General features: G+C 33.8%; 10 protein-coding genes and 1 pseudogene. 8 read left to right on the top strand and 3 right to left on the bottom strand.

What is annotated here, in order from left to right; all coding sequences use genetic code 11:
* Positions 1-414: 414 nt before the first annotated feature.
* The 8 genes and pseudogenes from map to CWR48_RS18280 all read left to right on the top strand — a co-directional run bounded on the left by map (position 415) and on the right by CWR48_RS18280 (position 10,190).
* The gene (gene map / locus CWR48_RS18245; protein WP_115774746.1) at positions 415-1,155 is read left to right on the top strand and encodes a type I methionyl aminopeptidase; all 741 of its coding nucleotides are present in this window, start codon (positions 415-417) and stop codon (positions 1,153-1,155) included.
* A gap of 35 nt (positions 1,156-1,190) precedes the next feature.
* Positions 1,191-1,325: pseudogene (locus CWR48_RS18250) on the top strand (DUF72 domain-containing protein); the annotation flags it as partial.
* A 248-nt stretch (positions 1,326-1,573) separates the two neighbouring features.
* Complete coding sequence (locus tag CWR48_RS18255; RefSeq protein ID WP_115774748.1) at positions 1,574-2,935, top strand: hypothetical protein; 1,362 nt, start codon at positions 1,574-1,576, stop codon at positions 2,933-2,935.
* Entirely contained in the window at positions 2,919-5,618 is a 2,700-nt protein-coding gene (locus CWR48_RS18260) for a hypothetical protein (protein ID WP_115774749.1), read from the top strand. Before CWR48_RS18255 ends, CWR48_RS18260 begins: the two co-directional genes overlap by 17 nt.
* Position 5,619: 1 nt before the next feature.
* Positions 5,620-7,359 carry a site-specific integrase gene (locus CWR48_RS18265; protein ID WP_115774750.1) on the top strand — a complete coding sequence of 580 codons (1,740 nt, stop codon included), beginning with the start codon at positions 5,620-5,622 and terminating at the stop codon, positions 7,357-7,359.
* Positions 7,352-8,116 (top strand): hypothetical protein, encoded by a 765-nt coding sequence (locus tag CWR48_RS18270; protein WP_115774751.1) that lies wholly within the window; start codon positions 7,352-7,354, stop codon positions 8,114-8,116. The genes CWR48_RS18265 and CWR48_RS18270 overlap by 8 nt, the downstream gene beginning before the upstream one ends.
* Positions 8,117-8,485: 369 nt before the next feature.
* Positions 8,486-9,253 carry a restriction endonuclease gene (locus CWR48_RS18275; protein ID WP_170140808.1) on the top strand — a complete coding sequence of 256 codons (768 nt, stop codon included), beginning with the start codon at positions 8,486-8,488 and terminating at the stop codon, positions 9,251-9,253.
* Position 9,254: 1 nt separating this feature from the next.
* Positions 9,255-10,190: a hypothetical protein gene (locus CWR48_RS18280; protein ID WP_115774753.1), complete on the top strand. Its 936-nt coding sequence runs from the start codon at positions 9,255-9,257 to the stop codon at positions 10,188-10,190.
* A gap of 388 nt (positions 10,191-10,578) precedes the next feature.
* Here the strand turns inward: CWR48_RS18280 and CWR48_RS18290 are convergent, their stop codons facing one another.
* From CWR48_RS18290 to ltrA, 3 genes are all read right to left on the bottom strand, one after another.
* Complete coding sequence (locus tag CWR48_RS18290; RefSeq protein WP_115774755.1) at positions 10,579-11,121, bottom strand: hypothetical protein; 543 nt, start codon at positions 11,119-11,121, stop codon at positions 10,579-10,581.
* 23 nt (positions 11,122-11,144) lie between these two features.
* Positions 11,145-11,399, bottom strand: a complete 255-nt coding sequence (locus tag CWR48_RS18295) for a hypothetical protein (RefSeq protein ID WP_115774756.1) — start codon at positions 11,397-11,399, stop codon at positions 11,145-11,147.
* A gap of 536 nt (positions 11,400-11,935) precedes the next feature.
* The gene (ltrA, locus tag CWR48_RS18300; protein WP_115774757.1) at positions 11,936-13,264 is read right to left on the bottom strand and encodes a group II intron reverse transcriptase/maturase; all 1,329 of its coding nucleotides are present in this window, start codon (positions 13,262-13,264) and stop codon (positions 11,936-11,938) included.
* Positions 13,265-13,659 lie beyond the last annotated feature (395 nt).

Raw genomic sequence — 13,659 nt, forward strand, 5'->3', positions numbered from 1 at the left:
TCTATATCAGTCCGGGTGAGCGAAGGGCGGTGACTCCTGCGGGAACAGCACGAGTCCGAAGACCCCGTAGGAAGTGCTTTTCTTCCGAGGAGGCTGAGGCCGTGCCCGCGGAAAGCATCCGCCCGTAGCGAACTCGGACGGCGGATTAGCACATACTATTTGTAATTCAGTTAGTCCGCAATTTACATCAACTACGAAGAATTATTCTTTACTTTGAAAGGCAATGCTATTTAAGATGATAGCCTTTATGAAAATAGCTATGTCCTGTGGTGCTTTTTTTCATTTCAAACAAACGTTTGATCAAAAGACTGGAGATATTATTAAAAAAGCTTTAAAATTAGACTTAGACTATTATTATAATAATGATAGAATGGACGTTTGCATTATTATACTTAACATAAATGAGGGATTGCAATGATCGTAAAGACAGAAGAAGAGCTACAAGCATTGAAGGAAATTGGTAAAATTTGCGGTGAGATTCGTGATGAATTAGTACAAAAAACAAAACCTGGAGTAACGACGAAAGAACTTGACGAGCTTGCAGGGGAGCTTTTTGAGAAAGCGGGAGCATTATCAGCACCAAAAGGGGAATACGACTTCCCAGGATTTACTTGTATCAGCGTCAATCAAGAAGTGGCACATGGTATTCCTGGTAAGCGGGTTATCCAAGAAGGCGATTTAGTTAACATTGATGTATCTGGTTCTAAAAATGGCTTTTTTGCAGATACGGGTATTTCCTTTGTTGTTGGTGAAGGAAATGAAATGTTGACGAAGATATGTGACGTTGCAAAACTTGCATTTGATGCAGGTCTTACGAAAATAAAACCTGGTGCGAAGAAAAGTGGGATTGGGAAGGCCGTAGAGCAAATTGCTAAGCAGCACGGGTTAACTGTAATTAAAAACTTAACTGGACATGGGATTGGTCGAAAAATCCATGAAGCACCTGATTATATTTATAATTTCCGGGAAAGATGGGACGATGAAATCTTAAAAGAAGGAATGGTTATTGCCTTTGAACCATTTATTTCGACACGAGAAGAAGAAGTATTTCAAGAGGATGATGGTTGGACATTTGCGACAGAGAACAGCCATGTTGCACAGTATGAGCATACGATAATCATTTCAAAGGATGGGCCAATCATTACCACACGTTAATTATGTTGCGCTTATTATTCGGTGGAGGGGTTTTCATGATTTATATCGGTTTGACAGGGTGGGGAGATCATGATGCGTTATACCCAGCTCAAATAAAGCCAAAGGATAAGCTATCTGAATATGGCAGTCACTTTCCGGTGGTTGAGGTGGATGCATCCTTTTATGCATTGTATTGCTGAATACGGGGAAAATTAGAATAAATAAATATAGTTAGAATAAAACCCTTGATATACAAAGTATATTCAAGGTTTTTTTTATTCTCAAATTAGTGTAGAATGGGATTTATAATCTTTTGATAATTTAGAATTAAAATCGGAGGACAAATCTCTTTAAGAGGGGAAAATTATAATAGTATATTGAACACCTTGGAACAGATATATTTATATAAAATCCTAAACACAGTTGGGAATGAAAAAATATGCAAACTGAGAATTATAAGTGGATTGTAAGAGAAGATAATATAGAACATTTGCTTTCAAATAACCAACTAGAACATAGGACAGTCGTAACTATATGCGTAAAGGATCTAAAAACGAATCTTATTGTTCCTCATCCTATTACACATTTCATTAAAGCTAAGTATGAATTTAAAGGTAAAAGTTTAAGTAGTCAATTGAATCCAGCTAGAGAGTTAGTAAAATTCCTTAATTTTATCAATGAACAATTGACTGCTGAAAACCCTGAGTTTCAATGCTTACAAAAAAAGGGTTTTAGAGGTTTAACATTCCTACACGGAGCCCGTTATATTACTTACTGTACGGAAAAACGTTTTACTGTTAAAAATTGTGAGGAAGAGAGAAGGTTGTCATACAAATATGTCAGAGGTCATATCGAGCGATACCTTGTACATTTCTATGACTATTTAGAAGCTATGGACATAATTGATGAAGAAATAGAATTGGATAGATACTTTGATAGAAGAAATGAAGAGATAATTATCTCACCTTTTACTGAACCAATCTATGATACACATTACCCTTCTATTGATGATGGCGGATTAATCAGAAACAAACTTAAAGATTTCGGAGATAATGATCCCAACAAAAGAAACAAGATGGTTTATGAGTTTCTAGAAGAGGCACGAAGAGTGTCATCTGACATTGCATTTGGAATCGCTTTACAAATATTCGCAGGGTTGCGTAGAGGTGAGGTTGTAAATCTCACTGCTACAAGTATTCCTACTAATTTTCTAGATGGTTCAAATTATATTGCCGTCTATGATAATCAACAACGTTTATTTAAACACTTAAAAAACACAATAAAGGAACAAGTGAAAAGACCAAGGATACAACCGGTATTACCTAGCACTTACTTAAAAGAAATATATGATGCCCATATGAAAATGAATGAGAAAGTTAAAAAGGAAAATACATTTGCTTTCTTCGTTGATGAAAATGGACATACCATCTCTGGGGGAATGTATGAAAGGAAATTTGCAAAAGTTAAATATGCCTACATTGACAGATTAGCTAAAACTCCTGGTCGCTATTCCGACTTTCATACGCTCGAAACCACTGTTTGGGGTACTCATATCGGTCGCGGGATATTCACTGCCTATCTATTTGATAGAGTACAAGATGATAGGCAAATGGCTATTGCCAGAGGAGACATAAGTACCGAATCTGCAAAGTCATATATAGATTATAGAAATGCAATCTCCAATTTTCAGATGGCAATGGAGATTATGTCCAGCGAGGATTTGGTAGAGCTAAACAATATAGAAAAAGCTATCAATGAAAATTGGGATTGGGAGGTATTTAGAAATGACTTTAATGATTAGCATAGGGGCAGCCTATAAACATCTTGGTGGTAAGGAGAAATACCCAACTAGACTAAGCAGAAAACCACTGAATGAAAGAATAAGAAAGCTAGTTGAAAATGGAATTGTCAAAGGTGTTAGGGAAGAAAATAAAGTTAACATTCAATCGTTAAAGAAACATTTAGAATTTGAATCTAACATCTTAGAAAATTATATGGGCTATAATGAGTTTTTAAAAACGTTTGGAATCAATACTACTACTAATTCTAACGTTTTTAAAGTATCTTTAGAAAAGAAGCAAGTTAGTAGCGATTTTGAATATGTTTCGGTTGATTATCCAATCAATCGGGAATTTCTATTTATTAGGAAATCTACTTTAAATAATTTTTTAAAAGAGCATATTTCATTTGATGAAGCAGTAGATATAATAAGTCAATTGGAAAATGATTCTTGGCGATGGTATAAGCATCGTAAATTAAACATCCAATCACTTCAAGTGGGAGCAAAACGGTTTTATACGAGAAGTGATTTTGAAAAGTTGAAAAAAGATGTGGAATCCGCTGGAGGCACCATTGTCCCTAACTACTATACGACAAAACAATATAGAGAAGTTCTATCAATAACAACTACTAAAGCTTCTCTCGCTATTGAAAAAGATTATCAACTTAATCCTAAGAAATTAAATGGACATTGGAAATACTATGATAAAGAACTCGTAGATCGTCTAAGACTTAGCCAAAGTGAGTTGAAAAAGATATTTATGTCTTACGAAGAAGCAAAGGAAATAGCCAATGCAGAAGGGTTTGTTTTCGGGGAAAACTATATAGAAAAAGAACCTATAGATAGTTTGCTTCGTCCTTTTTATAAATCTAAAAAAACTTGTTATTTGAAAGAAAATTTTTATAAGTGGTTGGGAGAGCGTAGAAAAAAAGAGGATTTTTACTCGGTAACAATGGACTCGCATTTTGACACCTTTAAACTACGATTGGAAGTTAGGCAAATTAAAATTGATGAATTGGGACGTTTCACAAATGAAACTTGGTTGCAATTTATTTCAAGAAGACTAGCCAATACTACAGCTAATTCCCAATCAATTGAATCTACTATAAACAGGTATGTATACTGTTCGGAGTATTTAATAAATCTGGTTAATCCGACGAACAAAAAAGAAATATATTCGGTAACATCTAATGACATAAACATTTTATTTAATAGTATTCCAAAAACAGACTCGAGAATACTCTATCAATATTTTAAAAAAGTATACTATAAATTGATTGCAAATAAAATGACAGCTTTCGATTTTAATAAAGTAAATGACCCTTTGACATTTGAGGTGAAGAGCAACGATAAATCTATATACGAATACGAAGTATATAAAAAAGTATATAACTATGCTAAAGATATTTCTTTACACAAAAAAAAGGCGATAAAAGATATATTTAAAGAAATTACTACAGGAGGAGAAAAAAATAGGACTGTTAATTATTATGCATCAAGTTGGTTATATGTCCTGCTTCATCTAAATAATGCTTGGAGAAATTCGGATTTCATTTCATTCCCAAGGATAAATCTTAATGGCACAAAAATAACAAATTTGCACTGGTTGTTAGAAAATGAGCTGGGTGATGAGGATGTTGATTATATAGTTAGACAGGTCTATCGAACAGAATTCATTATATCAAAAACCCAGGTTAAAAATTACTTTTTTTGTTCGGAGGAATTAAAGAAATCATTGGCTACTGCCATTGCTATATGTGAACTAAGAAACAATGCAATTTACCCAATGCGTAAGACAATTATTGATTTTGGAAATAAGAAACAAAATTTTTCGGACGCTAGGCGTAGAAAATTCTTTGAATCTTTTAATGATAATGAATTTATCTTTTCATCAAGAAAGATGAATAGATCATTGATGTCTTATATTTATGTAATACTAAGTAAAATTCAAAAAGGCACAGCAGGGTTAAAAACTATTCAGAAAATGAGAGGCCACTTAGAAGAAGAAACGACTAATTTCTACGTTGATATTCCCGAAAACGAGTTGAATTTCCTTACAAGACAACTCTTTTCACGTGGTTCGTTCGGTTTTGTATATGATACATTTCTGGACGTTTTACAAGGAGTTGAAATAGACCGAGAAAAGAGAACCAATGAGATTCTGTGTCTCGGAAAATACTTCGGGGGTATTCATAAAGTTGAAGTGATTTCAAGCTTTTTAAATGTCATACAGAATGATAGAAAAACTGTTTTAGATCGTATTCTTTCAATGGGTCTAAATGAAGCATTAGAGTTCGTGAATAAAATTGAAACAAGTCAATTACCGAGCAAGGAGGAAAATGTTCAGTGTATGTTTGCTGAAAGTGGATGTGTAAAAAAAGGACAAGGCATTTCGTGTTTTGACTGTGCATTCTCCATTCCAAATTATTATGCTCTTTCAGCTCTTGGTGCAAGCCTGCAAGATAGATTGAATAACTATTTAGAGTCTCAAAAAACGGAATCGGAGATTTTATACAATGAGCAAAGAAAAAGGGCAAGATTATTTTATATGCAGTTGGAAATGTTTGCTCAGGCTATTCAAAGGTTTGGATTCGAAGTATACGAGTTTATTGAGGATTCTCGTGAGGAATTTATAGCTAAGCAAGATCAGATAAGCTCTTTACAAGAAGAATATCAACTCCAATTATCTAAGGGGGTAAGATGAAATGCTGAAAGAGAATTTAAGTAAACTTATAGATTTGGAGGAGTTATCGGCAGAAACATTTTCTCTTGAAGGTAGTGTTAAGAAAGCTAAGGAAATCCTTGATGTTTTAAGGGAAGAAGATTCCGTTTTTGATGAACAATTTGAAGATGATATTTGGACTTTTGAACGGCATCTTTTTAAAGGAAGTACAGTTATTTTCAATTTCTCAGAAATGGAAATGGCCGCCAGATTTCGTGATTACTGGAGTCCCTCTTCTGTTGTTTTAATCAAATGTTGGTTGGCTGAACTATTAAGCTCTTACTATCCGGAAGGGATACACCAGCGATGGGTGATGCTAATAAAAATTATTGAACAAACCGAATTTTTCAATCCAGCAAAAGCAAATTCCTTTGCCGAATCATTGCGAAACTACTCTCCAGCAGTTCGGAAATATTTGGAGAACAAAAATCAGAGTACATTAGATGAAATGTTAGGCGAACTCAAAAAAGATAGGTCAGGGATAAGTACCGTTAAAAGTATAATAGAAATAGCTTTTAACTTTTTAACATTTAGCGGAATTGATTCTTTTCACGATTACAATCAACCTCTAATAAATATTAAGAAGGGATTACCAAAAGAAGTATTCGCTAGACAGTTACCTTCAGGGAAAGATGTATTAAAGCTGGACTATTGTATAAATAGATATTTTAATAAGGGAATTAATACCAATACTAGACTTCTATTTGCACCGATTTTACTATGGTGGAAGCTAACAAATATAATTCCGATGCGTATTAGCGAGTTTTGCACGATTGAAAGGTTTTGTATACCACCCAAGTATTACAGAAATTGTAAAATTTCGTTGCCGCGTGAGAAAAGGACTGGTAATCATCGAAGAGTTCAAGTAGTAGACAAATTAGAGATTACTAAAGACATATATGATTTGATATCTGAGTATATCCATCACACAGAAACATACGGCGTAAGTAAGACGTTAGTTTCTTATAGAGCTTACAAAGAACTTAATGAATATAGTAACCGTAACCCAAGCAAAAAGGATGAGGATTACTTTAACAGTAATATTTTCAAGTCCCTATTACGGAAATTTTACAAAGATGTTGTATATGGAGAGTATAACGAAACGGTAGAACGAAAAGTAAGACCAAATGATACTAGGCATTTCGCATTTTGTTCTTTACTAATGCAGGGATTATCCCCAATCGAAATAGCAAGACTAGGTGGACATTCAACAATTGAAGCTCAGTACCATTATTCAAACCATACCGAATACTTTATAGATATTGAGGTAGATAAATTGATTAAGAGCTTTATGAATAAAGACGGTGAGATGAAAGGAGTCTTTGAGGGTAACGAGATTACTTATGATGATATTGATAAAAAAAGTAAAAACTTTCCTGATAAAAAGATAGAATTGCTTAAAATGGAAATTGGGTGGTGTAAAGATGAATTACAACGCTGTGAAAGTGTAGAGTGTATGTTATGTAAGCATTGGTGGATACACCCCAAAGAGCTGGTAAAAATAAGACCGGTGATTCAGGATAAAATTCGAGAAAGGAAGCAAAAAATTGTTGAAATGGGAAATTTTTTAAAGAACTTAAATGAAAGTTTTACAGAAACAATGGTATCTGATACGGATCCTAATCTCTATACCACAATGGAAACCAAGGCTGCATCTATTCAAGAACATTTAGAAGAAATAGCACGTTTAGAAATGTTAAAAGGGGTTGATATAGATGATTGAGAAGAAAAACAGCAGAGGAAGACCGTCAATTAAATATGAAGAAGAAGAATTGTACGCAATTGTATATCATTACAGGGAGAACATTAGGGTTCAAGGGGATATTAAGTATCTTCAGTTATATAAATATCATTTACATCTCCATAAGGAGAGGCCAGATATTTGTAGTAAAACTTATTCAGAAGATTTTTGGAGAAAAAAGGGACAGCCTGGTCGAGAAGTTATTGATACTGTAAATCTAGTTAGAACGGTAACCCTGGTAGATTCAAATAATAATAAAAAGGACATTCCGAATGTTGTAGACTTAGTGGGGAAGTATTCAAAAAAACCAGATCGATTGATAAGCCATTTAATACCACTTGAAAATGAAGTAAGAAGAAGCATACGAAAAGAAAAGGAATTAAAGCAGAAAAACGAAGAACTGAAAGCACAACTTCAGGTAGAAAAGGAAGCTAAAAAGGCATTAAATGAACAAATAAGACTCTTGAAAGAATGCATTATTAAACAATTTCACTACAGCGAAAAGGAGGGGATACCATTAGAGAACTTACTAAATTTGAACAATAAAAATAAACGAATTCAAAGAGCTTTAGATGAGGCTTGGAGCAATCCCCAATCCTTTTATAAAGATTTTGAACACTTTCAAGAAGGCCAGCAGCAATTAACTAATGTAACAATCAGTAAAGATAATATTGTTAATATAACCGATACTAAAAGCGCAAAAAAAACAGTCGCAGATGAATTCGCAGGGAGATTTTAAACTGATTGCTTATATATATTAATATCTAACTATTGCGATAACCCGGAATCGTCTGTACGACTGTTAAGATTCATAAATGTTCTTTAACGGGGTCTTTATTCAACTATAGAAATCTAGGAGTTATCATCCTAATATTAACAAAAAACACCAATTGTTAAGAATGTTGAGCAAAACATTGCGAAAAGATGTGCTAAAGTAAAGGGGTCGTTTAGTTAAAGAGTATGATGCTCAATATTTATTAACTATTGTGTCTTTTTTTATTGGAAAATTGTGTGTTAATTGTCAGTTGTAAAAGTCACATTGTGATACAATCTCTTCAGATAAATGATTAAACAAAGTATTTTAATAAAAAGTCTTAAGGGGATAGATATGGAAAATATAAAAAAATACATAGGTTATGAACCGACAACTAAGTGCTCTGTTACAGGCTGTGAAAATAATGCGGATTCTGAAGTTTATTTGTATGACTACTATGATTCAACCAATGAAGAGTTTTTTGAACAAGACTATACTTGTCCGTTTATTTGCAAAGAGCATATGAATATAAATGAAGAAAAGGCCCGTGGTGAGAAGATACCTAGAGGATCAGTACGTTATCCTTATACAAACCAACATTATGCTCAAGGATATACTAGATATCAACCATTATTAGAAGTATATTCTGAAGTTTTTAATGAAGGGTTACCTGTGAACAATTCTTCTCTAAGAGTAGATTTTACTGAAGTTAATGCAGAATTAATAAAATACCTATCTAGAAATCCTGAATTGATGTATAAGTTAGACCCAAGGAAATTTGAAGAATTAGTTGCAGAAATATTTAGCAAAAAAGGATATGATGTGTCTTTAACTCAACGTACAAGGGATGGTGGGAAAGATATATATGCTATTAGAAGAGATTCAATAGTTTCCACTTTATTTGTAATAGAAACAAAAAGATACAGTAAAACTAATAAGGTTGGAGTTGAAATTGTCAGAGGTTTGTATGGGGTCAAATCTGCTGAAAGAGCAAATGTAGGAATGATTGTTACCACATCTTCATTCACTAAAGATGCAATAGATTTTGCTTCTCCATTGAATTATGAGCTGAGTTTAAGAGATTTTAATAATTTAACCGAATGGTTAAAGGAATACAAGTGATATGAGATATTTAGTTAATTACCTTAATCTTATTTACCCACCAATTTCAAATCAGGAAGCAGATTGGCTAAGTAAAGACGAGGATGTTAGAAGGATAGTAAAATCCTCGAATTTATATATGATTGGCCAACGAAAACAAGTTTTTTTTGAAGATATAGAATTTCACCCCATATTAAATGGGGCAATCTCATTCAATCTGAGAATGGGACAACTTAGGAGTCCTAAAATTTACTATTCTATCTATAACGAATTGACTCATTTTAATAACGAAAGTGATGAAATACAACTTGAATTAGGACCTAAACTAATAAGATTTACTTTAAATAATGAGGATAATGTTATTAGCTGGTTTACACCAGACATTTTTTTATATTTACTTTCAAGGAATAGAATAAAAGTGGTAATTGGTGAGGAATTTGATTTTAAAAGGTTTTCAGAATTTGAATTGCATTATGTAGGAATATCTAAGGAAGGTGATAGTTTTTCAAGGCTATTTGATCAAGGCCACAAAGGAAGACTAAAAATCCTTTCAAACGAGTATACGAAAGAACTGGAGGCGCGTTTGACAGACGAGTTGTTTATATTCTTTTTTGATATTGAACATTTTAACATTAATATATTTAACGATTTCGAACAATTTGAAACAGACTTTAATTATTACTCAGATAAAATAAAAATTATTAGTGACGCCGAAAAAGCATTCGTTAAATTGCTTGACACTAAATATAATCAAGTTAAGTTTAATAATTATCCAAAAAGTTCGGATGGATTATATGATGATAGTCTAATAAGGTATGGATTCAGTATACAAGAAGACATATCCTTTTATACTAGCTCTATCCAATTTAATGGTTCATATAATATCTTTACACTTGAACCCAACGCAGACCTTATTATAGTTGAAGGTGATGAAGCAAACTTAATTAAATTAACCTAACATCTTGGTATATAAATTTAATTTTAACACCAATGGGATAATTGTGTTGAACCAACTGGTGCTTTAATTTAATAAGCAAAAGTAAACAGAGGGCTTTGTTGAACCAAGCCCCTTCTATGTGAGAATTTGAATGTTATTTCATATACTATTATGTTGCTTTTTCTCCACCTATAACCATAAGCTTTTCTAAAAAGCTTATCAATTTACTTCCCTTTGATTTCTTAATATTTCTAAATTCTGTTCCAAGGAAGCAATATCTGCCCATATATGGCTTCTTAGTTTTTCAGTCTTTCCTTTGAAGTACGTAGCCAACTTTTGAATAGTATCACTCTTCATTATTATTGACATATCCGATAGATCGTAATATTCCACTTCTCCAAACCTAGCTTTATATAAAGCTAATTTTAATTTCCATATCATCATATGCAAAACCAATTTCGTTAGAATCCAATTCTATAGAAAGCTCATTAAGGAAGTAATAACCGATGAGTTGCGCGTTATCAATCATAGAATAGCTACCGTTCTTCGAAGTTTTAAAATCATAAAGCGTTCCATCTATAAATATATCTGCATCTGCTTCATCCACAAGCGCCCCTGCGACTCCGAAGTACGGATTATAGATAACGGTACTTTTTTCAGTAACAATTTCAGTAATCAAGAACTTTTCTTCAAATGTCTTTAGTAAACCCTTCAATTCATTTTCAACATCCTCTTTGGGTTCGCCACTTAAAACATTATTTATATTTACTTGATTCATATCTAATACACTACCTCTTCCTATATTCTCCAGGTAAGCTAAACGACAAGCGATAGGAATAAGTAACTTAATATTGTTTTCCAAATCTCCGTTAATATACTCTAATACAGGCTTCAACATATCAGCATATTGTTCAAACCCTAGAGTCATTTTGTTAGATCCGTGATTATTCATTATTCTTCGAACCCCATCAGCAGCTACCAAATGGTGTGTAGCTTTTTCATCTTTTGATATACGAGCAATACGAAACTTGCCAGGTAATCAAACGCTGTTCCTACAAAACCAGCATTATGATGCTTCGTTAAACGATATGGAACTAGCATTTCGTATTCAGAAGGTTTCTTCCCGCTTAAAGTTCTAAATTTGTCTTTAGATGGCGCAGCACTTTTAATGATTTCAGCGAATTCTTCTACCCCTTTTGTTCTCCCTTTTAACCAGCTAGTTAATGACATCCCTATTTGCTCCCTCGCATTCTATTTTTTACTGAATATTTTAATTAATTACATTATCTCATAAAATGATAGATAGAGCACGGAAATCTTATCTATTGCACTATAGGGTGAGTTTGTGGAAAAGCATTTGCTTGATTTTCGCTAATGGGATAAAGGGTTCCGTTTTGAGGTCATATTAATTAAATGACAGACCAAATGACGTATGAATTGCATATGTCATTTTTGCTGTTATATCAATGCTTAATGGTTAATTTGGACTTTTTTGCAATCCGAATATCTTATTTTTTTTATTAGACAATAGATATTGTACATAGAAAGACCGGTGTCATTTTGGCTGTCAACTGCGCTGAGGTTTTAGAGAAAGTACCGTAATTTATTTAACACAAAAAGGACCTCTATTAAGAGACCCTGGCCAATTTTCTTATTCAACTAGTCGAGTAGAAGGGAACCTCTCTACCTTTCGGTAGATTGTGTTCCTCTCCCCTCACAGAACCGTGCTTGCGCTATTAACGCACACGGCTCCTCCTAGTTATCATTCACAGTATGTAGCTAAGCTCTTTTCTCAAGTCGTATATATTAACCTTAACTCTTACGTAAGGTAATGGGTATTTATTTAGAAAGAGTTTAAATTTATCCCAAGTAAATGACTTTCTTTGACTTCTTCTATTGAGCCATTTAAACAGTAAGTATCCGATTTTGTCTCTGAATTTGTTTACATTTTGGGTATTATCTGTGATGCAATAATAGTTGTAATAACCTATAAGAGAGCGTCTAAATCTATCCATAATTATATGAATATCTTTATTTCTGTTGAACTTCAACCATTCCTTGGATTCTTTGAGCTTGCCTTGGACTTTCTTCTTGCTTGTTTTCCGTTTCACTCGGAATTTTCCTTGCTTACTTTTTCCGCAATAGTGTGTAAAACCTAGGAAATCAAAGGTTTCTGGTTTTCCGCTTCCCTTTCGTTTTGCATCTTTCACTGCAAACTTTCCGAAAGGAATTATTTTAGTTTTATCCTCAGCTATCTCTAAGTTGAATTTCTTTAATCTCACTTTCAATGATTGAAAGAATTGTTGAGCTTCACTTTTAGATTGAAAACAACAGACAAAATCATCTGCATACCTCACAATGAATGCTTGTCCTTTGCACTGTTTTCTGACCCTCTTTTCAAACCAAAGGTCGAGGACATAATGGAGGTATATATTAGCTAATACTGGAGAAATCACTCCACCTTGCGGTGTACCATACTCTGTTTTGTGTTTCTTGCCTTCCTCCATATATCCACCTTTAAGAAACCTACCAATAATTCTTAGTAAGTTGGGATCAGCGATTCGCAGTTTTAAGAACTCCATCATCCATTTGTGGTCAACGTTGTCAAAGAATCCTTTAATATCTACATCTACTACATAATTTACTGACCTCTTTTCAATATAGTGGTTCAGTATCTTCAAAGCATCGTGGCAATTACGATTTGGGCGGAATCCAAAAGAGCAGTCTAGAAAATCATTTTCATAGATAGAATTTAGTATTTTCGTAATCCCTCTTTGGACAATCTTGTCTTCGTGTTCCGGTATTCCCAATGGTCTTTTCTTGTTTGAATTGAGCTTTGGAATATACATTCTCCTTACTGGAACAGGACGATAGCTTTTGCTTTTAAGCCTACTTACTAAGTCCTTAATGTTTTCTTCTAAGTTCTCACCGTAATGCTCTTTAGTTGTTCCATTAATCCCAGTTGCCTTTTTGTTAGGTAGTTCATAATGACATCGAACTAATGATTGCTCATTTAGTATATGTGCAAGAGATGTAAATTTCATTTTAGGATTAGATTTTGCTAATTCTGCTATCCTTAGTAGTTTTGTTTCCATTTATTATCCCTACCTCTGTGTGTAGTAAATGTGTCCCTAGTAAGGGTGATAACTGGTAGCTAGCCTTTCCTCCATCGGCATTACCCGACTTCATTGGTACTACGCTACTATCCGACTCCCTACACGGCATTTGGTTTCCTTGCTTTTTATCGCTTGTACACCATACTCTTTCAAATAAAGAGACCGGTAGGGTCTCCCGAGTTGCCGTATCATATCAATGTATAACGTGCCAAGGTCTCTGACTCCAGAGAGGCTTTACCCTTCTTGCCTATAACAAAGGGTAAAATATAGCTTTCTGCTGCGCTTAAGGCATCAGCCCTCTCGATTTACTAACATTATGGAGCTCAATCCCTTCAACCATTTGGCTTTCGGCCCGCTACCTAACTGTCTACGCT

The sequence above is a fragment of the Oceanobacillus arenosus genome (assembly GCF_003369575.1).
GTDB lineage: Bacteria > Bacillota > Bacilli > Bacillales > Amphibacillaceae > Oceanobacillus > Oceanobacillus arenosus.